Origin of the sequence: Halobaculum marinum, assembly GCF_029338555.1 — an archaeon.
GTDB classification, from domain to species: Archaea; Halobacteriota; Halobacteria; order Halobacteriales; family Haloferacaceae; genus Halobaculum; species Halobaculum marinum.
The window spans coordinates 2,284,034-2,307,524 of the sequence record NZ_CP119989.1 but is presented as its reverse complement, the minus strand read 5'-3'; the positions used below and the strand labels follow the sequence as shown (position 1 = coordinate 2,307,524).

At 67.7% G+C, this 23,491-nt stretch carries 26 protein-coding genes; 5 read left to right on the top strand and 21 right to left on the bottom strand.

Annotation, left to right across the window (positions count from 1 at the left end; genetic code table 11):
- Positions 1 to 5: 5 nt before the first annotated feature.
- On the bottom strand, positions 6 to 299 hold the full coding sequence (locus P0R32_RS11950; protein WP_276237235.1) for a DUF8060 family membrane protein: 294 nt from the start codon (positions 297 to 299) through the stop codon (positions 6 to 8).
- Positions 296 to 1,303: a DUF7490 domain-containing protein gene (locus P0R32_RS11945; protein WP_276237234.1), complete on the bottom strand. Its 1,008-nt coding sequence runs from the start codon at positions 1,301 to 1,303 to the stop codon at positions 296 to 298. The genes P0R32_RS11950 and P0R32_RS11945 overlap by 4 nt, the downstream gene beginning before the upstream one ends.
- 118 nt (positions 1,304 to 1,421) lie before the next feature.
- Between P0R32_RS11945 and P0R32_RS11940 the strand changes: the two genes are divergently transcribed.
- The 3 genes from P0R32_RS11940 (at position 1,422) to P0R32_RS11930 (ending at position 2,953) form a co-directional block, all read left to right on the top strand.
- Entirely contained in the window at positions 1,422 to 1,823 is a 402-nt protein-coding gene (locus P0R32_RS11940) for a universal stress protein (protein ID WP_276237233.1), read from the top strand.
- 85 nt (positions 1,824 to 1,908) lie between these two features.
- A complete protein-coding gene (locus P0R32_RS11935) occupies positions 1,909 to 2,316 on the top strand; it encodes a universal stress protein (RefSeq protein ID WP_276239401.1) in 408 nt (135 codons plus the stop codon).
- 82 nt (positions 2,317 to 2,398) lie between these two features.
- Positions 2,399 to 2,953, top strand: a complete 555-nt coding sequence (locus tag P0R32_RS11930; RefSeq protein ID WP_276237232.1) for a GNAT family N-acetyltransferase — start codon at positions 2,399 to 2,401, stop codon at positions 2,951 to 2,953.
- Positions 2,954 to 2,963: 10 nt separating this feature from the next.
- On the opposite strand, the gene P0R32_RS11925 is transcribed toward P0R32_RS11930, so the two are convergent.
- The 4 genes from P0R32_RS11925 to P0R32_RS11910 form a co-directional block, all read right to left on the bottom strand.
- Entirely contained in the window at positions 2,964 to 4,193 is a 1,230-nt protein-coding gene (locus tag P0R32_RS11925) for an ornithine cyclodeaminase, nickel-pincer nucleotide-dependent (protein WP_276237231.1), read from the bottom strand.
- Between the two features lie 120 nt (positions 4,194 to 4,313).
- Positions 4,314 to 4,808, bottom strand: coding sequence for a hypothetical protein (locus P0R32_RS11920; RefSeq protein WP_276237230.1), 495 nt, complete (start codon positions 4,806 to 4,808; stop codon positions 4,314 to 4,316).
- Between the two features lie 74 nt (positions 4,809 to 4,882).
- Positions 4,883 to 5,824, bottom strand: a complete 942-nt coding sequence (locus P0R32_RS11915; protein WP_276237229.1) for an alpha/beta hydrolase — start codon at positions 5,822 to 5,824, stop codon at positions 4,883 to 4,885.
- The gene (locus tag P0R32_RS11910) at positions 5,821 to 6,207 is read right to left on the bottom strand and encodes a DUF8159 domain-containing protein (RefSeq protein ID WP_276237228.1); all 387 of its coding nucleotides are present in this window, start codon (positions 6,205 to 6,207) and stop codon (positions 5,821 to 5,823) included. Before P0R32_RS11910 ends, P0R32_RS11915 begins: the two co-directional genes overlap by 4 nt.
- Positions 6,208 to 6,426: 219 nt before the next feature.
- Here P0R32_RS11910 and P0R32_RS11905 point away from each other — a divergent pair, with 219 nt between their 5' ends.
- Complete coding sequence (locus tag P0R32_RS11905) at positions 6,427 to 7,308, top strand: DUF7351 domain-containing protein (RefSeq protein ID WP_276237227.1); 882 nt, start codon at positions 6,427 to 6,429, stop codon at positions 7,306 to 7,308.
- 16 nt (positions 7,309 to 7,324) lie between these two features.
- Here the strand turns inward: P0R32_RS11905 and P0R32_RS11900 are convergent, their stop codons facing one another.
- The 4 genes from P0R32_RS11900 to P0R32_RS11885 all read right to left on the bottom strand — a co-directional run bounded on the left by P0R32_RS11900 (position 7,325) and on the right by P0R32_RS11885 (position 12,711).
- Positions 7,325 to 9,511: a prolyl oligopeptidase family serine peptidase gene (locus tag P0R32_RS11900; protein WP_276237226.1), complete on the bottom strand. Its 2,187-nt coding sequence runs from the start codon at positions 9,509 to 9,511 to the stop codon at positions 7,325 to 7,327.
- Positions 9,512 to 9,623: 112 nt separating this feature from the next.
- Positions 9,624 to 11,882: an amino acid permease gene (locus P0R32_RS11895; RefSeq protein WP_276237225.1), complete on the bottom strand. Its 2,259-nt coding sequence runs from the start codon at positions 11,880 to 11,882 to the stop codon at positions 9,624 to 9,626.
- Positions 11,879 to 12,304, bottom strand: a complete 426-nt coding sequence (locus tag P0R32_RS11890) for a universal stress protein (protein ID WP_276237224.1) — start codon at positions 12,302 to 12,304, stop codon at positions 11,879 to 11,881. Before P0R32_RS11890 ends, P0R32_RS11895 begins: the two co-directional genes overlap by 4 nt.
- A 215-nt stretch (positions 12,305 to 12,519) precedes the next feature.
- A complete protein-coding gene (locus P0R32_RS11885) occupies positions 12,520 to 12,711 on the bottom strand; it encodes a DUF7511 domain-containing protein (protein ID WP_276237223.1) in 192 nt (63 codons plus the stop codon).
- 135 nt (positions 12,712 to 12,846) lie between these two features.
- Between P0R32_RS11885 and P0R32_RS11880 the strand changes: the two genes are divergently transcribed.
- Positions 12,847 to 13,707: a NotI family restriction endonuclease gene (locus P0R32_RS11880; RefSeq protein WP_276237222.1), complete on the top strand. Its 861-nt coding sequence runs from the start codon at positions 12,847 to 12,849 to the stop codon at positions 13,705 to 13,707.
- Positions 13,708 to 13,754: 47 nt separating this feature from the next.
- Here the strand turns inward: P0R32_RS11880 and P0R32_RS11875 are convergent, their stop codons facing one another.
- The 11 genes from P0R32_RS11875 to P0R32_RS11825 form a co-directional block, all read right to left on the bottom strand.
- On the bottom strand, positions 13,755 to 15,887 hold the full coding sequence (locus tag P0R32_RS11875; protein ID WP_276237221.1) for a DNA methyltransferase: 2,133 nt from the start codon (positions 15,885 to 15,887) through the stop codon (positions 13,755 to 13,757).
- A gap of 109 nt (positions 15,888 to 15,996) precedes the next feature.
- Positions 15,997 to 17,385, bottom strand: coding sequence for a PAS domain-containing sensor histidine kinase (locus P0R32_RS11870; RefSeq protein ID WP_276237220.1), 1,389 nt, complete (start codon positions 17,383 to 17,385; stop codon positions 15,997 to 15,999).
- A gap of 224 nt (positions 17,386 to 17,609) precedes the next feature.
- Entirely contained in the window at positions 17,610 to 19,076 is a 1,467-nt protein-coding gene (gene secY / locus P0R32_RS11865) for a preprotein translocase subunit SecY (protein WP_276237219.1), read from the bottom strand.
- A 161-nt stretch (positions 19,077 to 19,237) separates the two neighbouring features.
- A complete protein-coding gene (locus P0R32_RS11860; RefSeq protein WP_276237217.1) occupies positions 19,238 to 19,732 on the bottom strand; it encodes an uL15m family ribosomal protein in 495 nt (164 codons plus the stop codon).
- Positions 19,732 to 20,190, bottom strand: a complete 459-nt coding sequence (rpmD, locus tag P0R32_RS11855) for a 50S ribosomal protein L30 (RefSeq protein ID WP_276237216.1) — start codon at positions 20,188 to 20,190, stop codon at positions 19,732 to 19,734. The genes P0R32_RS11860 and rpmD overlap by 1 nt, the downstream gene beginning before the upstream one ends.
- Positions 20,190 to 20,837 (bottom strand): 30S ribosomal protein S5, encoded by a 648-nt coding sequence (locus P0R32_RS11850; RefSeq protein ID WP_276237215.1) that lies wholly within the window; start codon positions 20,835 to 20,837, stop codon positions 20,190 to 20,192. The genes rpmD and P0R32_RS11850 overlap by 1 nt, the downstream gene beginning before the upstream one ends.
- On the bottom strand, positions 20,830 to 21,393 hold the full coding sequence (locus tag P0R32_RS11845; RefSeq protein ID WP_276237214.1) for a 50S ribosomal protein L18: 564 nt from the start codon (positions 21,391 to 21,393) through the stop codon (positions 20,830 to 20,832). Before P0R32_RS11845 ends, P0R32_RS11850 begins: the two co-directional genes overlap by 8 nt.
- On the bottom strand, positions 21,393 to 21,854 hold the full coding sequence (locus P0R32_RS11840) for a 50S ribosomal protein L19e (RefSeq protein ID WP_276237213.1): 462 nt from the start codon (positions 21,852 to 21,854) through the stop codon (positions 21,393 to 21,395). The genes P0R32_RS11845 and P0R32_RS11840 overlap by 1 nt, the downstream gene beginning before the upstream one ends.
- Positions 21,851 to 22,561: a 50S ribosomal protein L32e gene (locus P0R32_RS11835; protein ID WP_276237212.1), complete on the bottom strand. Its 711-nt coding sequence runs from the start codon at positions 22,559 to 22,561 to the stop codon at positions 21,851 to 21,853. Before P0R32_RS11835 ends, P0R32_RS11840 begins: the two co-directional genes overlap by 4 nt.
- The gene (locus P0R32_RS11830; protein ID WP_276237211.1) at positions 22,562 to 23,095 is read right to left on the bottom strand and encodes a 50S ribosomal protein L6; all 534 of its coding nucleotides are present in this window, start codon (positions 23,093 to 23,095) and stop codon (positions 22,562 to 22,564) included.
- A 1-nt stretch (position 23,096) separates the two neighbouring features.
- Positions 23,097 to 23,489, bottom strand: a complete 393-nt coding sequence (locus P0R32_RS11825) for a 30S ribosomal protein S8 (RefSeq protein ID WP_276237210.1) — start codon at positions 23,487 to 23,489, stop codon at positions 23,097 to 23,099.
- Positions 23,490 to 23,491: the final 2 nt, after the last annotated feature.

Sequence of the window (23,491 nt, the reverse complement as noted above, 5' to 3'; positions counted from 1 at the left end):
GAACCTCAGCGGGCGATTCGACGGATCTGCAGCGAGATACCCGAAGCGGCGATCAACAGTACGGCGAGGTTGAACGCCGCCTGCACGATCGAGCGGTACTCGTAGGTGACCCACTGCGAGATGGTCCGCGAGACGCCCGTGTAGAACTGGACGCCCGCGACGAGCGCGAGCAACACCAGCGCCGCCAGCACGACGTAGTTCACGTAGCGCGCCACGTCGCCGGAGAACACGCCAGTCGCGTCGTCGTCGGTCGTCGATACCCCGTCGGTGGTCGTTCCAGATGCGTGTTCCTCGCTCATGATCGCGTCCTCCGTACCGCCAGCAGCGCCGCCGCCAGCAGCGCGACGAGCGCGACGACCGGCCCGAACCCGGGCGTCGCCGTGCTCGTCTCGGTCGCCGCCGGCGCCTCCGTCCGTGCCTGCGCGCCGTCGTCGTCGCCAGCGAAGTCGCCGACCTCGAACTCGACGTCTCGGCGCGTCTCGTTGGCCGAGATGGTCTCGGTCGGGTCGAGGTTCGCCACCGAGCGCGCCGTGTCGACGAGGACGCCGTCGCGGTACACCGCGGCGTCCACGTAGTAGTTGTAGTCGCTCGGCACCGTCAGTTCGGTCGTCGCGTCGGCGGTCCGACCCGGGCCGATGCCGCTCGCGGTCGTCTCCTCGCGGGCGGCGACCAGGTTCGACTCCGCCTGCCGGAGGATAACCTCCACGCGGAGGTCGCCGCTGGGTTCGGTGCCGCGGTTCGTCAGCGACGCCGCCACCGAGAGGGTGGTGCGGTTCGCGTCGGCGTCGACCGAGGCGACCGACACCGCCAGCGGGGGCACCGCGTCGCTGTCGGTGAAGCGAACCTCGGTGCCCAGCGCCTCCAGGCCGGAGATCTGGGTCCGGTCGCGGTCGACCACCTGCCCGTCGCGGAACACGACTGTCTCGATGACGTAGCCGCCCTCCCGGGGCACCTCGATAGTGGTGTTCACGGGGACGCTCCGCTCACCGGTCAACTCGTCCAACTCGACTGTCCGCTCCGTCGCCAACAGCCCGGACTCCGCGTCGTACGCCCGGTAGCGCACGGAGACGTTGTCGGTCGGGTTGCCGGCGTGGCCGATGCGGGTGTGCAGCGTCAGCGTCGCCGTCGCGCCGTCGACCTCTCCCGGATCGATCGCCGGGGACTCGGCGATGTGGACATGACCGGGTCTGGTCAGGTCCTCTGCGGCCGGGTTCGCGAGGACGCCGGGTATCGCGGCGACCCCGAGGAGGGCGACGAGCACGACGGCGGCCGCACCCGCGGCCAGTCGTCGTTCTCGTGACATGCGTCCGCGACTGCTCAGGCATGTGGTAAACACTTTGTGTTGCGACAGGACCGTCGACCGTCCTCGCGTCGTGGGGATCGACGCGGCGGTTACGGCGGACGGGCGCGAACAGGTGCGTATGCTGTACGTCCTTGCCACGAACTCGGTCGAGCGCAGTGAGGCCCTGTGTGCGTACCTCGACCCCCGCGTCGCCGAGGGAGACACCGTCCACGCCGTCAACTCCCAGCGCGGCGGCGACCACACCACACAGGAGCAACTCGACCGCGGGAAGGACGCGCTCGCGGTCGTCAACAGGCGGCTCTCGCCGGTGACCGCCGTCGAGACCCACCAACTCGTCCGGGGGAACTCGCCCGCCGAGGACGTGCTCGAGTTCGTCGAGCGCTACGAGGCCGACGAGATCGTCATGGGCGTGCGCAAGCGGACGCCCGCCTCGAAACTGCTGTTCGGCAGCGTCGCTCAGGAGATCCTAATGAACTCGACCGTGCCGATGCGGGTCGTGCCGGTGCCCGGTGGCCGATAGTCGGCACCCGATATCCGACCCCCCCAGTCCCCGCCCGCGCACATGGTCGGCGGTAGGGTTATACCACGACGGATCGCGCGATCCGATTGTGCTGTTCGTTCTTGCTACCAACTCGGTGCACACCAGCGAGGAACTGTCAGACTACCTGCGCGAGCGCCTCGCGCCCGGCGACGAAGTCCACGCGATCAACGCCCACCCCGGCGGCGACGAGACGACCGCGGAGGACGCCCGAGAGGGGGAGAACGCCCTCAAGACCGTCGAGACCGAACTCGACTCGGTCGACGGCGTCACCGTCGAGACGCACCAGTTCATCCGCGGGAACCGCCCGGCGGAGGAGGTGCTCGCGTACGGTGACGACGTCGACGCCGACGAGTTCGTGATCGGCATCCGGAAACGGTCGCCGACCGGGAAGGCGCTGTTCGGGAGCATCGCGCAGGACATCCTCCTCGGCTCGAACCTCCCCCTCCGCGTCGTCCCGCGCGAGGAAGTCTGACACCGCGGCCCGAGACGCTCACTGCGTCACATCTTCACACGGCGTCGACCGATTGAAGCCCCGCGGGGGGCACCGCCAGGGTATGCCAGGGTCGGTGTTCGCCACGGGCGAGACGGTCGAGTTGCGAACGATCGAGGCCGAGGACGCCGCGTTCCTCGCCGAGACGGTGAACGACCCGCGGGTGCGCGCCGGCACCGCCACCACGACGCCGTACAGCGTCGCCGACGAGCGAGCGTGGATAGACGGCATCGGCGACGGACGTGACGTCCACCTGCTCGCGTGCGTCGACGGTGACCCCGTCGGCGTCGTCGGCCTCGACCACGTCAACGAGACGTTCGGCTCCGTCGAGGTCGGCTACCAGTTCGCGCCCGCCCACTGGGGTGAGGGGTACGCCACCGACGCCGTCGAGACGCTGTGCGAGTACGCGTTCCAGCAGCGACGCTTCCACAAGGTGCTCGCGTACGTGTTCGAGACGAATCCGGCGTCGGCCCGCGTGCTGGAGAAGGTCGGCTTCCGCGATGAGGGGCGCCACCGCGAGGAGGCGTACGTCGACGGCGAGTACGTCGACATGCTGGCGTTCGGCCTGCTCGAAGGTGAGTGGAGAGACAGCGACAGCGGCTACCGTCGCGACGCCTGAGCCGTCGTCGTCACTCCAGCAACTCCTCGGCGAGCATCGGCACGAACGTCCCCACGTCCGTCACCATCCCGACCGCCTGCGCGGAGCCACGGTCGAGCAGTTGCGTGACGGTCGCGGGGTTGATGTCGACGCAGACGGTGCGCGTCGTCGACGGCAGGCAGTTGCCCACCGCCACGGAGTGCAGCAGCGACGACAGCATGAGCACCAGGTCGGCCTCGTGGGCCTGCTCGCGGATGGCGTTCTGAGCCTCGACGGCGTCTGTGATCGTGTCCGGGAGCGGGCCGTCGTCGCGGATAGAGCCCGCGAGCACGAAGTCGCGGTCGTTCGTGACGCACTCGTACATGACGCCCTCCTCGACGAGGCCCTCCTCGACGGCGGCTTCGATGCCGCCCGCGCGGATCACCTCACTGATCGTGTAGATGTGGTGCTTGTGGCCCTTCCGCGGGTGCTCCATCGTCTCCACGTCCATCCCGAGACTGGTGCCGTACATCGACCGCTCCATGTCGTGGACGGCGAAGCCGTTGCCCGCCGAGATGGCGTCGATGTACCCTTCGCCCACGAGGCGTGCCAATCCGGGGCCGCCGCCCGCGTGGATCACTGCAGGGCCGGCGACACACAGCACCCGCCCGCCCTGCGCTTTCGTCTCGGCGACGGCCTCGGCGATGTCGCGGATGAGCGACCGCGAGGGGCGCTCGGCGGAGACGCCGCCGCGCATGAACCCGAACGGCCCGGAGGAGTCGCGCGGGCGCTCCGGCGGACGCACCCGGATGCCGGCGTCTCCCGTGACGACCTGGTCGCCCTCGTCGATGGCGTTGAGCACCTTCGTCCGAGCGGTCACCTCGTCGACGCCCCCGTTCTCGACCACGACCGCACAGTCCATCTCGATGTCGTCGACTGGCACCCACTCCCCGTCGATGCGGACGTCGGTCGGGTGGTTCGTCGTCGAGTAGAAGCCGTCGGGGACGACGTTGTCCGCTGGCGCCGGTTCGAGGGTCGCGTCCGTCGGCGACGCGAGCGTCGCGCCGGACTGGTGCAACTCGTGGAGGATGGGGTCGAGCGTCGCCTCGTCGTCGGCGATGACGCGCATCCGGCAGTACGACTCGGCGGTCTTGGTGGTACCGACCTCGAACTCCTCGATGTCGAACTCCCCGCCCAGGTCCATGACGATGGTGAACGCCCGTTCCATCAGGCCGGAGTCGATGATGTGGCCCTCCAACTCGACCACGTCGCTGACAGTCATACCGGTCGTCCGCCCTCCGTCGGTGAAAAGCTACCCGTGGACGCGGTATCGGCCGCGACCGACGCCCGCTCCGAACCGCGTGTTCGTCCGGTCGATTCTACAGACCGCCGCTTGGCGCGGCTACAGCAGGAGGCCCTTCAGCGTGTTCAGCACGGTCCAGGTGACCTGCGCGAAGAGGTGTCCCTGCTCGCCTTTGATCCTGATGTCGTTGTCGCGAACGGCCGTCTCGAAGCGGTCCATCGCCTGCTGGGGACTATTGGCGGCTGCGATGGATTCCATCGTGGCGCGGTCGGTCTCCATCCGGATGGAGGCGTCCTCGTGGGCGCCCTGCTGGAGGTCGCGCACCTTACCGTCGCCCGTCATCCGGAACGAGTAGACGGCCGTTTCGCCGGCGTCGCTCACGTAGATGTTCACACGCTTGTTCTCGATCTGACTCGACAACGGGCCCAGGTCGAGGCCACCGCTGTTGTCGTTGTACAGATCGAAGCCCGTCTGGAGCGTCTCGAACACCTCGCCGGACCACGACGGCTGGCCGGACTGGGCGGCGACGGGTGCGACTGCGCCGGCGCTCACGAGCATCGCGACGACCGCAACCGTCAGGAATCGGGATATCATACTCCACTAACGCGAGGTCAAGTATTAAATATATCTTTCGGCCACGCTGGCTGCACGTTGGTGTCGCGCTCGTCTCACTCGAACACGGCGTCGAGGAACGCGACTTCGTGAGCGAGCACCTCGGTGAATCGGTCACCCCAGGGGTCGAAGTGACCCATCGGGAGCGCCACCAGCGACGACTCCGGCAGTTCGTGGGCCAGCGTCTCGGCGGCCGCGTACGGCACCACCTCGTCTTCGGTGCCGGCCACGACGAGGGCGGGGCAGTCCACGTCTGCAGCGTGCGTGACCGGCCGGTACCGCGGGAGCGCGAGCAGCGACCGTGCGCGCGTCCGGTTTTGCCACGTCGAGTCGCGTGGGATCAGCGACGCGTAGCCGTCGAGCGCCCCGGGTTCGTTCAGCGCCGCGAACTCCTCGGGGCGGCCGTACACCTTCACGTGGTGTGGGCGTCCCACGGCTCCGCCCACCCGGTCGCGGACGCCCGCGACCGTCGCGCGCAGCAGGTACCGCGGAGACTTCGTCCGCAGCAGTTTGCGACCGTCGGCGAACGGCGTCCGCGCGACGACGGCGTCCACGTCGTGGCGCTCCGCGGCGACGCGCACGACGTGGCCGCCCGCCAGCGACACTCCCCAGAGGGCGAGGCCGCCACCGAGGCTGTCGATTCCTCGGACGCGGTCGACGGCACCCCCCCAGGTGGCCACCTGTCGATCCGGAAGCACCAACGGGGTGCCCTCGGAGTCGCCGAAGCCGCGGTAGTCGAACGTCACCGCCGCGTAGCCGGCGGCGGCGATGCGCTCGGCGATTCGGTCGAGTCCGAACGCCGCCTCGGCGGCGAACCCGTGCCCGAGGACCACCGTCGCGGGGCGGTCGACGTCGCGGGGGCGATACAACGTCGCCCTGCAGGTGTCGCCGTCGACGGTGAACGAGAGGCGTCTGGTCGAGAAGCGCTCACGCGAGGGGCGTCGGCCGTCGATCCGTCGCGCTGGCTCGCGGTCGGGCAGCGTGGTCGCTTCGGTCACCGTCCGCCCCCGCCGGCGTCGACGAGCGGGGTGTCGTCCGGGTCGACCTCGACGGAGTCGAGGACACGCGCGGAGAACTCCTCCTCGGAGAGACGGTAGGTGGTGAGCCCGTCTATCCAGTCGGGCTCGACGCACCACGTCGCCTGTACGTCGTTCTCGAAGCGGAGCGAAGTCGCCTCGATACGGCGGGCGTCCACCTCGTCGGCCTCGACGAGGTCGATGAACGTGTTACAGATGCGCCCCATCTCGGCGTGGTCAGGCTCAGCCCCCGGCAGCGTCGTGGTGTAGGCGACGGCGAACCGCTCGGGCGTGACGCGAACCTCCTCGACGTCGACGCCGTTCGTCCGTAGCTCCCGGGCGAGCCTCGACTCGTCGGCTGTCATACGTGACCGTACAGCGTCACTGGACTTACTGGTTCCGGGGTCGAGAACGGGACGACGGGGACGGAGGGTGGGAGTCCATGTCAGAGGCACTGGTCCCTCCGTCCCGACGCCGATTTGCTAATCGTGATCCGTCGTATTAACCACTCGGTGAACTGCAGTTCACTTCGTATCTGATCTCCCGACAAGAACCTATATCACCGACTGTCTCACCGTTGGAGTATGACCGAGGACGTGTCGCCGACACGGCGGACCTTCGAGCTCCTCGCCGACGAGACGCGGCTGGGGATCATCACGTCGCTGGGCGACGCGAGCGGTGAGGGTGGGTACGCGACGCTCGCGTTCAGCGAGTTGCAGGAGGCGGTCGGCGCCGAGGACAACGGGCGCTTCAACTACCACCTCAAGCAGTTGCTCGGCGAGTTCGTCGAGGAGAAGGAGCGCGGCTACGGCCTGACGCTCGCGGGCATCCGGGCGTACCAGGCCGTCGTCGCGCGGGGTCGCGGTAGGGACACGTCCGTCGAGCCGTTCGAGCTCCCAGACTCGTGTGACTCCTGTGGCAAACCGCGATACGGCTGGTACGAGGACGGTCGCGCGTTCTTGGGCTGCCGTTCGTGTGGTGACATCGAGATCAGGTATCCGGTAGACGGCGACCGGATAGACCCAGACTCTCCAGAGACGGTTCTCGAGGCGCTCGATCGGCGGATGAAGCGCGATTACGCGTCGATGTTCAACGGGATTTGCCCGTACTGTACCGGGCGTGTGGATCTGTCCCCGGTCAAGGAGGCCGACCACTGGGAGGCCACCGATATGCGGCCGGCGGAGGCGCTCGTCCACGCCGCTTGCCGCGACTGCGCGTGGTTCCTCTACGCCAACCTCGCGTCGCTCCTCCGCTTTCGCGGCGTCGTGTCGGAGTTCTACCGCGACCACGGGATCGACGTCTGGCGCGACCGAGCGTGGTCTACCGAGGTTGACTGGCACGTCGACGCCGTCCAGGTGGAGCCGTTCCAGATTGCGGGCCGGTTCGAAATCGACGGCGACGTGCTCGCCATCGAACTGGACGAGGAACTGAATATCGCCGACTGGGATCGACGCAGCGACGACTAACCACCAGACTGTAGGCTCACAGTTCGTCGACGTCCATCCCCAACTGGTCGAACACGAACCCCCACCGTTCGCTGTTCTCGCGCACCTGCATCGACGTGGGCTTGCCGACCCCGTGGCCAGCGTCGTCCCCGACCCGGAGGATCACCGGGTCGTCGCCGGTGTGCCGCGCCTGCACCAACGCCGTCATCTTGCGCGCGTGGCAGGGGTGGACCCGCGTGTCGCCAAGCGCGGTGGTGAACATCGTCGCCGGGTAGGCCGCCTCGGGGGCGTTGTGGTACGGCGAGTAGTCGCGGATGTAGGCGAACGCTTCGGGGTCCTCCTCCGGGTGGCCGTACTCCGTCGTCCACGAGGCACCGAGCAGGAAGCGGTGGAACCGGAGCATGTCGAGCAGCGGCACGTGACACAGCGCGACGGCGAACCGCTCGGGCCGCTGGGTGATCAGCGCGCCGACGAGCAACCCCCCGTTCGAGCCACCGCTGACGCCGACTCGGTCGGGGTCGGCCCACCCGCTGTCGACGACGCCGTCGGCGACGGCGAGCGCGTCGTCGAACACGCGCTGTTTGTTCTCGCGGCGTCCCGCCTCGTGCCACGGATCGCCGTACTCGGTGCCGCCGCGCAGCGTCGCGAGCACGAACACGCCGCCGGCCGCGAGGAACGGCAGGCGGAACCGGTCGAACGTCGGCGTCCGGTTCACGCGGAAGCCGCCGTACCCCGTCACGAGCGCCGGGTTGTCGCCGTCGGGAGCCACGTCGCTCCGGCGGACGACGAAGGCGGGGACGGTCGTCCCGTCTGCCGACTCGAACCGCTCCTGGCTCACCTCGACGTCGAACTCGACCGCCGTCGACTGACGACACAGCGTCTCCGTCGATCCGTCCGCGAGGTCGACCCGGCGGACCGACGGAGGGTCGGCGAACGACTGGACGACGAGGAACGCCGTCGGCGCGTCACTCGCCCCGTCGACGCCGTGGACGGTCGGGAACGCCGGGAGGTCGACCGTCCGCTCGCGGCTGCCGTCGGCGTCGAGGACGACGACCTCCGAACTAGCGTCGCGGTGGTAGTGGGCGACGATGCGGTCGCCGGCCACCTCGACCTCGCGCAACACCGCATCCGTCTCGCCGATCAGTTCCGTGTAGTCCTCGGGGTCGTCGGCGTCGCCCGCGAGGGCGTCCGCCAGGGGGGTCGAGAGTACGCGCCCGAAGTCGGCGCCGTGTTCGGTCGTGAGCAGGAGACGCCCGCGGTCGCCGTCGACCGTCGGCGTGAACACGGCGTCGTACCCCGTGAGGACGGGGTCGAGCGTCGCCTCCGCGGGGTCGCCGCGGTAGCCATACAGGTCCGACCGCTCCCACCCCGTGGCGAACTGCGCGACGAGTGCGTCGCCGTCGGTGACGAGCGTTGGCCACGTCGTCTCGTCCACGTCGTCGGCGACGACGTGGTCCTCGGCGGGAGCCGTGCCGGCGCCGAACTCGTGGAACCGGACCGCCTTGTCGAGTTGCCCGTCGCCGCTGGCGCCGTCGTCGCTCGCGCTCGCGTCGGTGTCGTCGCTGGCCTCCTCGTCGCCGGCGTCTGCGTCTCTCTCCACGCCCGCTGCCCCCGTCGTCACGTAGTAGAACCCGCGCGGTTCCCCATCTGCGTCGCCGTCGACCCACGCGAACCCGTTCGACTGGGTCCGACCCGCGTCGGCGACGGTCTCGACGACCGCGCCCGTCGCGGCGTCGACGACGCGGACGTCGTACTGCTCGTCGCCGCCCTCCGCGACGCCGTACGCGAGGTAGTTTCCGTCCGGCCCGGGGACGAACCAGTCCACCGAGACGGTGCCGTCGCCGTCCCAGTCGTTGGGGTCGACGAGGACGTGCCCGTCGTCGCTCCCGACGCTCGCGGCGTCGTCGTACGCGTACAGCGTTGGCTGTTCGTCGTCGGGGCGCTTCACCTCCTGGAACAGACGGTCGCCCGCGACGGTGACGGGGCCGTACTCGTCGACGCGCCCGAGCGAGTCGAATCGTTCAGCCAGCGCCGCGCGCTGGGGCGTGTCGAGGACGGTCTCCGCGTACTCGTTTTGCGCGGCGGTCCACTCGGCGACCTCGTCGTCGTCGGCTTCCAGCCACCGGTACGGGTCCGTGATCGACTCGCCGTGCAACTGCTCGGTCTCGGGTCGTCGCGGCGTCTCCGGCGGTCGCGCCCTCGCGTCGGCGTCGCTGTCGGTCACGTTCCGAACTCCGGGTCGCTCCAGAAGTAGGTGCCGTTGGGCGGTCGACTTGCCGGAACCGGTCGGGTGCGACGCCGGCGCCGGTGTCGGTGTCCGCCGCCGCCCGCGCCCTTCACCTACCGAACAGGCGGTCGCGGAGGCTCCGGTTCGTCGGGCGCTCGGCCAGCAGCACCGAGCAGTCGACCTCGTCGACGACGTCGAGCGCGAGCGCCCCGCTCAGGAGTCGCGAGAGCATCCCGCGCTCGGTCGCCCCGATGATCACCAGCGACGCGGCGGCGGCGTGGCGTGCGATCGCATCCTCGACCTCGCCCGACTCGACGATCTGGTCGGCCTCGCCGAGACCGTGCTCGTTGGCCCACGTCGCGAGGAACTCCTTGCCGGCGCCGACATCGTCGGCGACGTGCAGCAGGCTGATCTGCGAGTCGAACGCGGACCGGAGGTAGCCGGCGACCTCCGCAGAAAGGTCCGAGTCGGGCCCACCCGCCGTCGGCACCAGCACGCGCTCGGGGTCGAAGCCGCGGTCTTTGAGCACGAGGAAGTCGCACGGCAGATCCTGCGTGAGTTCGTCGATGCGCCCTTCGACGCGACCGGGCGCGCCGTGCCCCTCCGGCCCCCACCCCATCACGACGAGGTCGGCGTCGTGGGTGCGGGCCACGTCGAACACCTCCGCGAACGACTGGTGGGAGACGACGGTGCTCGTCTCGACCGGGACGCCCAACTCCTCGGCGTCGAGGCGGGCGCGGTCGAGCAACTCGTCGGTCGTGTCGTCGAACTCGGGGACGTGTTCGGCCGCGTACTCCAACGAGGTCTGGTCGGGCACCGAGACGATGTGGACGGCATCGACCGACCCGCCGCGCTCGCGAGCGATGTTCGCCGCCAACTCGATGAGGTCGGCCTCGCTCGCGGGGTTCGCCAGCGGGACCAACACGCGGTAGTCATTGCTGTCGGGCTTTGCTGCCGCCGCGGCCGACACAGCGGTGTCCGGGAACTCCTCGCGCCGACTGAGGACGTACTCCGAGAGGACGCCCTGTTTGTCGGTGCGCGACCGGGCGTACAGGAAGTACCACAGGAGGCCGCCCGCGACGAACAGTAACGCGAGTACGATCTCGTTTCTGTCCATGAACGCGATGAGGCCGAACGACGTGACCGCGCCGAGGATCGGCACCACCGGGTACAGCGGCACCTCGAAGTCGGGGTCGTACTCCTCGGGCGACGCCTCGCGCATCACGATCAGCGCGACGTTGAGCAGGCCGTACACGATGAGGTGGAGCACGCTGCCCGCCTTCGCGAGCACCTTCACGTCGCCGATCACGATGAACAGGAGGATCAGCGCGCCGGTGACCGCAATACTGCGGTACGGCGTAGCGAAGCGCGGGTGGATGTCGTTCAGCGCCGCCGAGATCAGTTTGTCCCGCCCCATCGCGAAGTTGATCCGTGACGACGCGAGGATCGACGCGTTCGCCGAGGAGGCGGTGGCGAGCAGTCCCGCGAACGTCAGCACGCCGACGCCGACCGCCGCCAGCCCGACGGTGCCGAACGCGATCTCAGCCACGTCGAGCACCGGCGTCGTGGTGAAGTCGGGGCCGAGTTGGCGCCAGTTGATCACGCCCATCAGCACGACCATGATGATCGCGTACATCACGGTCACGATGACGACGCTCCCGACGACCGCCAACGGGAGGTTCCGACCGGGGTTGCGCAGTTCCTCGGCGACCGTCGTGATCTTTGCGAAGCCGAGGAAGGAGACGAACACCAGCCCCGTCGCCGGGAGGATCGCGGACGCACCGCCCGTCTCGGCTGGGAAGAACGGTCGCAGGGTCGAGAGGTCGGCCTGCAGGAATCCGAGAACGGAGAACGCGGTGAGGATCGACACGAGCGCGACGACGATGACGACCTGGAGTCGCCCGGTCTCTTTCGCGCCGACGTAGTTCACCAGGATGAACGTGGCCCCGGCGAGTAGCGCGCCGATCTGGAACGACGACAGCGTGACCAGCCCAAGCGAGACGCTCGGGATCGGGAGGAACGTCGCGAGGTACTCGCCGAATCCGAGTGTGTAGAACGCCGAGGCGAACGCCAGCCCCATCCAGTTGCCCCAGCCCGCGACGGAGCCGAACACCGGCCCGAGCGCGTGGTTGACGTAGTAGTAGCTGCCGCCCGCTTTCGGCATCGCTGTCCCCAACTCGCTGGCGGACAGCGCCGTGAACAGCGAGATGACGCCCCCGATGACGAACGACAGCGCCACGGCCGGGCCCGCGGCGGCGGCCGCTTGCCCGGGCAACACGAAGATGCCGGCGCCGATCATCGTCCCGACGCCGATGGTCAGCGCCGACAGCAGGCCGAGGTCCTTCGCGAGTTCCTCGTCGCCGCTCATTCGTCCACGTGCCGGGGGAGGCTCACGACGGGTCGGTCGGCGTCGGTGACGAGACGTAGTGCCACGTCGCCGGTGAGCAGACGGATGAATCGACCGCCATCGCGAGGCGTGAACACGACCGCCGTGGCGTCGACGTCGTCGGCCACGCCGAGAATCCCGTCGACGATGTCGGTGTGGTACGCGATCCGATGGTCGGTGGCCGCGCCTCCGAGCACGGCGTCGAAAGCGTCGAACGCCTCCCGGGCGGCCTCCTCGCGCTGTTCGACACCCGCCTTGTCCGCGGCGCCGCCGGCCTTCTCGACGACGTACACGAGCGTCACGTCACCGACTTCGGCGTCGTGAGCCGCCAGCGCCGAAGCCGTCGCGGTGGCGTCCTTCTCGGAGGCGACGGGGACGACGGCGCGGGCGAGCAGTCCGGTCATTGGCGACCACCTCCGCCGGGATCGCTGGTTGCACTGCGTCGCGGCGGCGTATGCAGGCGACCGGGCCGATACCCGGTCGCACCGCTGACGTCGTGTTCGTCCATACGGCCCCGCACTCACCGAGGCGGATTAAGCGCTCCCCCTCGCGCCCGCGTCTCGCGGTTCCGCTGTCACCGGCCCTCCCGACGGGCAGGTCGTCGTCTCTTACCGTCTGCTCAGCGGAGTTCGTCGAGTGACACTGCCACGTCGGCGTCGGCGGTGAGCCACGTCGTCTCCAGCGACTCGGGCGCGTAGATCGTCACCGAACTCGGCCGCTCCCCGTCGTCGAAGAGGTACCGAAGCTCGAACTCGGGCAGGTCCTCGAGCCGCTCCCCCTCCAGTTGGGTACGCCGGTCGTTCGTGTGCATACTCCCACCTTGACGTTCGGTTACTTACGAGTGACTCCCCAGTTATCCGCGATGAGATTGGGGGCGCTACGTCCACTGGACGGGCGCCACAGTCGGGACAGTACACTTATCAGAACCACGTCAAAATCGTCACCGATGCCGGATACACCGCTGTTTCGCGAAGTGTACGGGTTCAACTCGACACACGACATCCCCGAGCGTCGCGAACAGGTGATGGAGACCAAAAGCGGGCGCCCCATCTACTCGTCGACGTGCCCGTTCAACGGCTACGCGTGCACGAAAGCCACCGACGTGAGCGAGGAGCACGGAGAGACTCGCCCGCTCGGCGTGTGTAGTGCTTCCGGGCCCGACGGCAACGCCGTCATCACCTGTCCCGAGCGGTTCAAGTCCGACGTCGTCTGGGACGACATGCGCGAACACCTCTTCCCCGACGCCGACGGGTCCTTCTTCGTCCTCGAAGAGCGCACGCTCGGCGAGGCCGGGCGGATAGACCTCATCCCGGTGATCCACCGCGACGGCGAGATCACCGACTTCGCGGCCGTCGAGATCCAGTCCTCCTACTTCTCGGGGGGGAGCATCCGCGAGGAGTTCAACGAGTACATGGACGAAATCGACGACGGCCACCCACCCGACCCGCCGGTGGGGTCGCGCCAGATGGACTATCGGAGTTGTCTCGACAAGCGACTCCTCCCCCAACTCGAAGAGAAGGCCGAAACCGTCGAAGCGTGGGGGAAGGACTTCGGCGTCGTCCTCCAGAAAATCGCCTTCGAGAACTCGAACATCGTCCGACGGATCAGTCGTGTCCCCGAGGACGAAGCGACGTTCTTCTTCTTCGTCTACGAGTACGTCGAGGACACGCCACAGTACCGCCTGGAACTGGACGAACTGTACCCCACCACGTTCGAGGAGGTCGACAGGGCCGTCGGCGAATCGATGGCACCGGACCGAGCGGAGTTCCTCGCGGAACTCGAACGCAAACTCGGTCGCGAACTGTAGCCCGGACCGACCAGTCGCGACGGTCGCACGACCGTCTCGGCCCCAGATCAGAACTCCTCGGCGTTGAGTCGCTTGGTGATCGCTTCCACGCGATTCAACGCCTCTCGTTCGGACACTTCTTCGCCGTCGTCGAGGACGCGTTCGTACGCCGAGAAGTGGGTCATGCACGCGCCTCTGACGACGACGGAGGCGTCGAGGAGTGAGAGGTCGTCGTCGTCTGACTCGTGGAACTGCGAGAGGCGTTCGCGAGACTCCGCTTCGATGCGGTCGGCGACGTCCTCCCACCGGCCCTCCTCCCGTTTGTGCCCCTTCCGACAGACGATCGCACTGTCGAGTTGGATCGCGCGCTGCCCGTTGATGTGGACGGAGAGTCGGTTCTCGCCCCGAACGGGGTACGTGTTCACCACCCTGAAGTTCGCACCGTCGATGGCTTCGAGGATCGCACCCCACGCGTCCGGCTTCTTGTGGTGGAAGGTGAACACCATCGGCCCGTCCTCCGTCAGCGCCTCGTTCGCCGAGGAGAACACGCCCTCCATCAGGCGTTCGTAGTCGTCGAGCGACTTCTCCCGGGTGCTGTTCCCGACCGCTTCGGCCTCCGACACCACCGAGTCAGCCCTGAAGATATCGGGGAAGTCCCGTTCGAGACTCTGCTTCAGCCAGACGTAGAAGAAGTCGGCCAACTCGCTGTACTGTACGGAGTCGTAGTACGGGGGGTCCGTGATGACCGCGTCCACCTCGAACCCGTCCGGCATCGAAAGCGACGCGCTGTCGCCGCAGTGGAGGTAGTGGGACTTGTCGCCCTCGGCGAGGTCCGCCACGGACTCGGCTGGCTTCCCGCCGATTGTCTCTCCCCCTATCGGCTCCTTCCGGTCGACGGTTCCGTCGTCGCCGAGGACGCGTTCGACCGGCGTGTTCTGGAACTCGAGCGCCTTGCTCAGCCGGTACTCGTACAGGTACCGGAACGTCCCGCTCTGGCGAGGCTTCGTCCCCAGCGGGTTGTTCTCCAGCGGCTCGCCGGGATGGACGTACGCGTGGTGAGAGAAGATGTGACGCACTGCACCCGGCCCGCGCGGGTCCGCCCCCTTGTACGAGCAGAACATGTTGTTGAACTCCAGCGTCGCCGAGAACGTCAGCGTGAGGTAGTGACGGGCCAACTCGTCGTCGACGTCAGTGATGTGACGCAGGAGCGTCCCGAGTGCGAGCAGTTGGCGCGCGTTGAACAGCTGTGTCCACTCGGTGTAGTTCCGGTTGTGGAGGTCACGAGTCTTCTCGCCCCCCTCGGGGATGGACTGCTCGGGGAGCGGGAGGTCGGATTCGACCTCCGCAAACCGCGCTCGCGCGGCTTCCAACTTCCCCACGTCGAACTCGTCGAACGCCGTGAACCCGCTCCCGCAGTCGCAGTCGTACTTGACCGCGTACGGCTCGTACGCCGGCCGCTCCCCGCCGTTGAACACGGCGTTCGGCGAGTCGACGGCGACGCGAACGTCCTCCCGTGTGGCGTCGAACTCGTGAGCACAGTTGCCACACTCGGATTCGGTGGGCTCGGCCACGTCGGAGAGGCGGTGACACTGGGGACAGACGACGGTCGCCCCGCCGTCGCGCTTGTAGTCGACGACGAGCACGTCGTACTCGCGCTCCATCCCCCCGTCCTCGGATTCGACCAACTCCACCCACAGGTAGAACTGGGCGCCGGTCTCGTCGCCGCACTCTGGACACTCCGTCTGGTAGTACGGCCGGATCTCCTCGCGTGACCGGTTCATCACGCGACGGAAGTACGTCTCCAGCATCGACGTCTGGGGTGCCAGCCCCATCCGCGAGATGAACCACGCCACCGGGTTTAGATCGGAGCCGATGAACTTCGCCCCGACGCGCGTGGCCTCTTGGCCGGTCGTTCCACCGCCCATGAACGGGTCGAGAACGACCGCGTCCTCGAAGTCGTTCGCCTCCGCGTACATCTCCCAAACCTCGGCGGCGGTCGTGTCGGCGTCGCTCAGCGCAGACAGACAGATCGTCCGAAAGACGCTCCCGAGACGGCGCGCCCACCACTTGTGTTGGTAGTTCGTGGGGCGGTAGTGATGCTTGTTGTACGCCTCCGACGCGGCCAGCCGATTGACCTCTCGATAGGGGAAATCGGACTCGATAGCCGACGACGGTGGGAGTTCGGTATCCGATTCCAGCACGTGTCTGAACGCTCCCGTTCTGACTTATAATAGCTTCCGTCTACCACTCACTCGAATTACTACGACGCTCACCCGGTCACCGCTCGCCTCGCACTCCCCGCCGTGGCGATCACGGCTCCTCGACGCCCGTGATTTCGAAGCGTGCTCCGCCGACGGCTCCGTCGGTCACGTCGATGGCCCAGCCGTGTCCCTCGACGATCCGTCGAACGATAGCCAGCCCGAGCCCGGTCCCGGTCGCCGTCGAGGACTGCCCGGCTTGAAACACGTCGTCGCGGCCCGACTCGGGAACACCCGGGCCATCGTCTTCCACGTAGAACCCGTTGTCGAGCATCCCGACCTCGATGGTAACGGCTGGGCCGCCGTGTTCGATTGCGTTCCGGTAGAGGTTCTCGAACACTCGTTCGAGGCGACGGGAATCGACCGACAAGACCGCCGTCGAGGCGACGTGGAGGGATGCCCGCTCTCCCTCGACGTTGCGCCAACACTGCTCTGCCAACGAGGCGAGGTCGACTGGCCCCTCTTCGTAGGCGGCGTCTCCCTCCCGAGCGAGGGCGAGCGTTCCATCGATGATCGCCTTCATTCGATCGTGTGACGACTCGACGTGGTCGACGTACTCGCTGTCGAGTTCCTCGGCGATGAGATCGAGATAGCCGCTCGCGACGTTCAGGGGGTTTCGCAGGTCGTGGGTGACGAGACTTGCGAACTCGTCGAGTCGTTCGTTCCGTCGTTCTAGTCGGCGTTCGTACTCGTGTCGTTCGGAGATGTCTCGAAACGACCCGGCGATGAGGCGTCGGTCGTCGACCTCGATGATCCTGGCGTTAATTTCGACGGGGACCTTGTCTCCGTCCTTCGTCTCGACGAATATCGGCGTGCCGTCCGGCAGCGTCGAGCGAATCCCCTCCGAGCGCACGTGCTCTTCGAACAACTTCCGGTAGCCCTCCTCGTGGCCGCTCGGGTGGAGGTCGCGCTGGTCCATCGCCTGGAGTTCCTCCTGGGAGTACCCGGTTAGCTCGACCGCCTGTTCGTTGACCTCGACGAGTTCGCCGGAGGACGCGTCGGCGAGGAGGAACGCGTCTGGCGCGGTCTCCAGCAGCGACCGGTACTTGTTCCGGAGCGTCTCCTGATCGGAGACGTCACGGACGGTCGCCACGACGGCGTTGTCGTCGTCCGTATCGACCGGGCTCAAACTGATCGCAACGGGGAACTGGCTTCCGTCCTTCCGTTGCCCGACCAGGTCCAGCCCCACCCCCATCGGACGGGTCTGCGGGTCCGCCATGTAGGATTCCCGTTTGTCGACGTGCGCCTCGGCGATGCCGTCGGGGACCAGCACCTCGACCGCCTCTCCGACCAGTTCCTCGGGGGCGTATCCGAAGAGGTCCGTCACCCGTGAGTTGGCGTAGGTGACGGCCCCCGCCTCGTCAACGATAACGATCGCATCGGGGATAGTGTCACACAGCGTCTGTGACGAGATGGCATCACTCGGCCCCCGAGAATTCATCTAACCGGAGGTATACGGAAGTTGGCGTTAAGCGTTTCGTCACACCGAAGACGCTCGCACCACAGCGGTACTCATTGACGTCGGTTCGGCCGAAGTGCTGATCGGTTCCGACGCTGACGAGGACGGAGCCCACCGGTACGGCACGAGAACTGACGACGCCCTCGTCACCGCGACTGCGGACGCAGAACGCAAAAACCGGTCGCGTGGTGCGGTAGAACCCCGGCTCAGTCGTCGGAGCCGAACATCTGCCGCATCATGGGGTGCATCTCCATGAGCTGTTCCTCTGCGATCTCTTCGTACAGCTTGTAGGTGATCGACACAGTCAGCAGCAGGCCCGTCCCGGAGACGCCACCGAGGGTGCCGAGCATGTTCGCCAGCACTGCGAGTGCGCCGACGAGCGCGCCGCCGATGACGGTCACTTGTGGGATGTACCGCTCCATCACCTTCTCGATCACCTGCGGGTTCTTCCGGAAGCCGGGGATCTGCATCCCGGAGTTCTGGATCTGACGGGCGGTCGACTCCGGCCCCATGCCGGTCGTCTCGACCCAGAACACCGCGAAGATGGCGCCGCCGACGATCATGAACGTGAGGTCGACGAGCACCCGGATGATGATCTGCCACGGCTCGGCGGCGACGGTGAACGCCCCGGAGAACCACATCCAGTCGCTGCGCGACTGGATCGGCGCGAGGTAGTAGAATAGCCCGCTCACGGGCTGTCCCTGCGAGTAGACGCCGAGGAACGCCGGCAGCGTCACGTAGTTGTTGAGGATCTGCCCGAGGAACTGGATGTTCGCCTGCAGCGCGCGAACGAGGATCATCGGGAGGACGGACGCGTAGATGAGCTTCACGGGGAAGCGACCGCGGGCGCCCTTGACGCGGGCGTGGCTCAGCGGAATCTCGACGCGGACGGACTCGGTGTACACGACGACCGCGAAGATGAGGACGGTCGTGAACAGCGCGAGGATGTTACCGGGGTCGAACAGCAGCGACTGGATGAACGGGTCCAGCTGGATGCTCCCGGTGATGATGCCGAACCACGCGGGGAAGAAGCCGGTCACCTGCGTCCCGAGCGCGGGGATGGCGAACAGCCCGGCGACGAGCTGTTGGCTCACGCCGGCGATGATGAACAGTCCGATCCCGGAGCCGACGCCCCACTTCGAGATGACCTCGTCCATGAACAGGATGAGGACGCCCCCGACGAACATCTGGGCGAACAGGAGCGTCTTCAGGCCGGTGACGCCGACGCCGAGTTGGGTCGCCAACTGCCCGTCGACGGGCAGGAAGTTCCCGGCGAACACCATCGGCAGCCCCGTCAGACAGATCATCACGAGGACGAGCAACTTCTGGAGGCCCTGGTACAGCACCTGGTCGCGGGGGTCGTCCGTGTCGAGCCCCAGCAGGTTCGCGCCGCCCAGCAGTTGGAGGACGATTGACGCCGTGACGATCGGACCGATACCGAGCTGCAGGATCGACCCCTGCGAGCCGGCGAGGATCGACCGGAACCGGCCGTAGAAGTCACCCTCGGCCCCGGTCGTCGCGAGCCCGAACATCGTGATATTCGTCAGGAAGAAGTACATCACGAGGATACCGGCCGTCCAAGCGAGCTTCCGCTTGAAGGGCACGTGCCCCTCCGGACGCACGACGGACGGCATCCGTGTGAGGAGGGGTTCTGCGGTCTCTTTCCAACCCATATTGGCTGTGTCTGGTTGGCCGGCACACCTTAACGCTTCGATTGGGTTCGCCCAGCGACGGCCGCTGGCAGCGTCGGCGCCACACCGAGCGACGGCGCGGCGGCTCTCGGGTCGGGTGCGAAGAAACGGAAACCGCGAACCGCCGTGACGTGGCGGGAGCGTTACTCGTCGTCGGCGTCGGCGTCAGACTCGTCGTCGTCGGCCTGGGCCTGCTGTGCGCGCTCGGTCAGCTCCGCGGAGCCGCCGGCCTCCTCGATGAGGCGGCGGGCCTCGGCGGTGAACGCGTCGGCGGTGACGTGGAGTTCGCCGCGAACCTGCCCGTCGCCGAGCACCTTCACCACGTCGACCTCGTGACCGTCCTCGGCGACGTCGCGGGCGTCGAGGGCGTAGCCGTCGCCCTCCTCGCTCGCGACACCCTCGGCGGCCAGCAGCCCGGCGTCCTCGTCGAGCTTCTGGACGGAGACCTCTGCGACCTCCTCCTGCACGCCCTGGGGGCGCTTGAAGCCGTGCTTGCCGAGCGGACCGTACAGCTGCCGTTCGTGCTTCTTGCGGCCGGCGGCACCGCGACCGCCCCGGTGACCGGCACCACGCCGGTTCTTGTGGGAGCCGCCGCCGTGCGTGCGCGAACCGCGCTGGCGTCGCTTCTTACTCGTCATTATCGCATCGCCTCCAGGAGCGTGTCGATGTCGTCGTGGTGACCCAGCTCGCCGCCGTTCTTGACGGCGTGCTTGATGCCCTTGTGGCCGCCGCGCGGAGCGTGCAGCCGCAGGACCGGGGACAGCCCCTGCTCGCGCAGGGTCGTCTCCTCGTCCACGAGTGCTTCTGCGAGCGCCTCGATGTCCGAGTACTCGGTGTTGTCCGAGACCCACTCGTCGTCGACGTCGGCGTCGCCCTCGAGGGGCTCGGCGCGACGTGCGATGAGCAGTTCGACCGTCTCGACGTCCGGCTCACCGAACGCGACGAAGTCGTTCACCTTCGCGATCATCCCGCGGTAGGTGTCCTCCTCGGGCACCAGCGCGCAGTGGTTGATCGCGTGGATGTTGAGCATCTTCAGGGTGTCGCGCTGGGCGGCGGACATGTCGATCTCGCCGCGCAGTTGGACGACAGCCTGCATCAGTTCTCACCCTCCGCTTCGCGCTGGATGCGCCGCGCCCGGTCGGGCGTGCGCGCCTGCGAGGCGTTCTTCAGGGCGTTGAACGTCGCCTTGGCGAGGTTGACCGTCGTCCGCGTGTTCCCGTTCGAGGACGTCCAGGCGTCCTGGACACCCGCGAGTTCGAGGATGTTGCGGACGGTCGGCGCCGCCGCGAGGCCCAGCCCCTGCGGGGCGGGCTTGATCTCGACCTCGACGGAGCCGGCCTTGCCGGTCGCCGTCCGGGTGAGCGAGTTGACCCCACCGGCGGAGTCCTCCCACGAGCCCGAGCCGCGGTCGACTTTGATCATGTTCAGCTTGGCGACCTCGATCGCCTTCTGAATCGCGCCGCCGACCTGGTCGTCGCGGCCCTCGGCGTAGCCGAGGAAGCCGTCGTTGTTACCGATGGCGACGACACAGCGGAACTTCACACGACGCCCGGAGTCGGTCATGCGCTGGACCATGTTGATGTCCAGCACCTCGTCCTCCAGGTCGGGGAGCAGCTGGTCGACCAGCTGGTGCTCCTTCAGCGGGAGCCCGGAGTCGAGCGCCTGCTCCATCGTGGTGATGTCGCCCTCCTGTACCTTCCGGCCGAGCCGCGTGCGCGGCTCCCAGCCGCCGTTTCTACTCATTGTCGAATTCCTCCGTCAGGGTCTCCCGAAGCTCGTCGAAGTGCTCGGGCAGGTCCGCCGCGTCGAACTCCCCGCTGTACAGCGGCTCGTCGAGCTGCTCGGCGTACTCGGCGATGTGCTCGCCGCGGTTGCGCGACCAGTCGGCGAGGACGCTGTCGTTGTGGGGAATCTCGAGCCCGGCGTCGATCGCTCCTTCCTGCACCGCGAACGCCTTGTTGCCAGGCGTCGCCGTGTTCAGGCCGATGTCGAGGACGGCCTCTTCGAGGCCCGCCTCGACCGCCCGCAGTCCCGCGAGGTAGCCCGTCAGGTACGCGCTGGGGAGATTGGCCGTCGGGGCCTCCCAGCCGTACTCGGCGAGGTCCTCACTGGACGCGGCCGCGTGTGTGATGTCACCGTCGGGTCCGGGGGAAACCAGCTGCGCCCTGACGTGCTTGTTCGACAGGCGCGCGACGAGGCGCGGCTTGCCGGATTTCAGCAGGCGCAACCTCTGATGGTAGTCCGTCCGGACTTCCCGGCGGCGACGCATCGGTACCTTGTAGCGTGGTCCGGTCGCCATCAGTCGTCCTCCAGAGTAACGTCGTAGTTGTTCACGATGTACGAGTCGAGTCGTCGCACGTCCTCGAACTCCCCGCCGGAGGCCTTGTTGTACAGCTCGCGGTACTGCGTGCTGTTCAGGGGGCCGTCGTCGCGAAGCTCCTTGAGGCGTGCGCGCTGGGCGCGGATCCGCGCGATCCAGTCGTCCTTGGTGTTCTGCCGGCCGCCGGCCTTCCCTTTGCGGGTGCCGGCGCCCTTGCGGTGGCCGTAGGCGCGTTTCGCGTCGCGCTCGCGGGCCCGGCCGCGGGAGTTCCCCTTGGCGTCTTGGGCGCGGATGTTGCCCTGTTCGATCTGCTCGCGGATGTCCTCACGCGTGATTGCGTCCGCGAGCTCGTCCTGTGCCTCCGGGTTGAGCCACACGCGGCTCTTGCCGACGTCGAGTTCGTCGGCGGCGAGCCGGCGCTGTGCTGCCAGGTCGCTCATTGGTCAACCTCCACTTCGACGTAGGTCGGGTTGAGGACGCGGATCTCGCGGTCCTCACACTCGTCCTCGATCGCCTCGCGCTTGCGACCACCGACGGTCGACGCGATGCGGACCGCCTGCGTGTCACCGTCGACGCCCTCGAGGTCGTCCGTGTTGAACACACGGACCTCCTCGAAGCCGCTCGGGTGCAGGCCGCGGGCGGCCTTCGGCGAGCGGAAGCCCGCCTCGACCTTCGGGCCCTTGCCCTTGATCGACTTGCGCTGCTTCGACAGCTGCCCGCGCGGACGTCGCCACGACGTCGGCACGCGCTTCTTCTTGTGGTAGTCGGCGCGGTTGAACTGCGGCTTGCCCTCGCGGAGCTTCTTGCCGAGCGCACGGGCGCGCTCCTCGTCCAGCTCCGGGGTCTTGTCCGCGTGACCGCGCGGACGCAGTTCGGTCTCGACGTCCTCCTCCTCGGCCTCCTCGGCCTCGGCTTCGGACTCTTCCTCTTCGATCTCGGCGTCGGTCTCCTCTTCGACTTCGAGTCCGCCGACGTCCGCCTTGATGCGGGCGGCGAGGGCGTTCCCGATGCCGTCGACCTCTGCCAGTTCGCCCTGCGAGGCGGCCTTGACGTCCTCGACGGACTCGTAGCCGGCCTCACGCAGCGCGTCGGCCTTCGACGGGCCGACACCGGAGATGTCCTCGAGCGACTCGACGTCGTCGCTCATTTAGGCACCCCCCGTGGGCTTGCGCGTGATGTACACGCCGTCCTGGAAGACGCGCGTGTCCTTGTCGGTCACGCGGGTGAGCTGTTCGATGCTGGCGGCCGTCTGGCCGACGTCCTCTTTCGAGGGGCCGGTCAGGGTGAGCGCCTCGCCGTCGATCTGTACGTCCGTGTCGCCGCGGATCTGCGTGCGGCGGGGTGCCGTCTCGCCGAGGAAGTTCGTGATGACGACTTCGTCGCCCTCGACGGACACGTCCATCGGGAAGTGAGCGTAGAAGACCTCCATCTCGTACTCCCACCCTTCGGTGACCCCGTGAACCATGTTGGTCACGTGGCTCGCGAAGGTTCCGACGGTCGCTTTGGTCTGGCGGTCGGCGTCGTCCGGGTACGCGATGACGACGGCGTCGTCCTCGGTGGAGACGCTGACGTCCGGGTACCACAGGCGGCGCGTCACCGAGCCGTTCGGCCCCTCGACGGTGAGGTCGAGGTGGTCGAGGTCGGCGGAGACGTCCTCGGGTAGTTCGATGTCTCGTTCCATATCAGTAGACGTATGCGATTACCTGGCCACCGATGCCCTGTTCGCGGGCCTCGTAGTGGCTCATGACGCCGTGACTCGTCGTCACGATGAGTGCGCCGTAGTCACGCGCGGGGAGGAACCGCTTCTCCCACTTCTCGTAGCCGTCCGCGGCCACGGAGTAACGCGGCTTGACGGCGCCGCACTCGTTGATGGCGCCCTTCAGTTCGACCTCGAACGTTCCCGCTCGGCCGTCGTCCACGAACTCGAAGCCGTCGACGTAGCCGCTGTCGTACAGCACTTCGAGCGTGGAGCCGATGATGTTCGAGGCGGGCTGGACCGTGTGTTCCAGATGACCGACGTCCTCGGCGTTGTCGAGACCGGCGAGGGCGTCGGCGAGTGGGTCGTTACCTGCCATTG

Excerpts from the sequence above, each read along its gene's own strand:
- P0R32_RS11835 (WP_276237212.1), bottom strand. The coding sequence starts at position 22,561 with ATGAGCGACGACGTCGAGTCGCTCGAGGACATCTCCGGTGTCGGCCCG.
- P0R32_RS11860 (WP_276237217.1), bottom strand. The coding sequence starts at position 19,732 with ATGACGAGTAAGAAGCGACGCCAGCGCGGTTCGCGCACGCACGGCGGC.
- P0R32_RS11895 (WP_276237225.1), bottom strand. The coding sequence starts at position 11,882 with ATGAGCGGCGACGAGGAACTCGCGAAGGACCTCGGCCTGCTGTCGGCG.
- P0R32_RS11870 (WP_276237220.1), bottom strand. The coding sequence starts at position 17,385 with ATGAATTCTCGGGGGCCGAGTGATGCCATCTCGTCACAGACGCTGTGT.
- P0R32_RS11945 (WP_276237234.1), bottom strand. The coding sequence starts at position 1,303 with ATGTCACGAGAACGACGACTGGCCGCGGGTGCGGCCGCCGTCGTGCTC.
- P0R32_RS11845 (WP_276237214.1), bottom strand. The coding sequence starts at position 21,393 with ATGGCGACCGGACCACGCTACAAGGTACCGATGCGTCGCCGCCGGGAA.
- P0R32_RS11890 (WP_276237224.1), bottom strand. The coding sequence starts at position 12,304 with ATGACCGGACTGCTCGCCCGCGCCGTCGTCCCCGTCGCCTCCGAGAAG.
- P0R32_RS11910 (WP_276237228.1), bottom strand. The coding sequence starts at position 6,207 with ATGACAGCCGACGAGTCGAGGCTCGCCCGGGAGCTACGGACGAACGGC.
- P0R32_RS11840 (WP_276237213.1), bottom strand. The coding sequence starts at position 21,854 with ATGAGCGACCTGGCAGCACAGCGCCGGCTCGCCGCCGACGAACTCGAC.
- P0R32_RS11830 (WP_276237211.1), bottom strand. The coding sequence starts at position 23,095 with ATGGAACGAGACATCGAACTACCCGAGGACGTCTCCGCCGACCTCGAC.
- P0R32_RS11885 (WP_276237223.1), bottom strand. The coding sequence starts at position 12,711 with ATGCACACGAACGACCGGCGTACCCAACTGGAGGGGGAGCGGCTCGAG.
- P0R32_RS11930 (WP_276237232.1), top strand. The coding sequence starts at position 2,399 with ATGCCAGGGTCGGTGTTCGCCACGGGCGAGACGGTCGAGTTGCGAACG.
- P0R32_RS11880 (WP_276237222.1), top strand. The coding sequence starts at position 12,847 with ATGCCGGATACACCGCTGTTTCGCGAAGTGTACGGGTTCAACTCGACA.
- P0R32_RS11940 (WP_276237233.1), top strand. The coding sequence starts at position 1,422 with ATGCTGTACGTCCTTGCCACGAACTCGGTCGAGCGCAGTGAGGCCCTG.
- rpmD (WP_276237216.1), bottom strand. The coding sequence starts at position 20,190 with ATGCAGGCTGTCGTCCAACTGCGCGGCGAGATCGACATGTCCGCCGCC.
- P0R32_RS11825 (WP_276237210.1), bottom strand. The coding sequence starts at position 23,489 with ATGGCAGGTAACGACCCACTCGCCGACGCCCTCGCCGGTCTCGACAAC.
- secY (WP_276237219.1), bottom strand. The coding sequence starts at position 19,076 with ATGGGTTGGAAAGAGACCGCAGAACCCCTCCTCACACGGATGCCGTCC.
- P0R32_RS11925 (WP_276237231.1), bottom strand. The coding sequence starts at position 4,193 with ATGACTGTCAGCGACGTGGTCGAGTTGGAGGGCCACATCATCGACTCC.
- P0R32_RS11905 (WP_276237227.1), top strand. The coding sequence starts at position 6,427 with ATGACCGAGGACGTGTCGCCGACACGGCGGACCTTCGAGCTCCTCGCC.
- P0R32_RS11920 (WP_276237230.1), bottom strand. The coding sequence starts at position 4,808 with ATGATATCCCGATTCCTGACGGTTGCGGTCGTCGCGATGCTCGTGAGC.
- P0R32_RS11950 (WP_276237235.1), bottom strand. The coding sequence starts at position 299 with ATGAGCGAGGAACACGCATCTGGAACGACCACCGACGGGGTATCGACG.
- P0R32_RS11850 (WP_276237215.1), bottom strand. The coding sequence starts at position 20,837 with ATGAGTAGAAACGGCGGCTGGGAGCCGCGCACGCGGCTCGGCCGGAAG.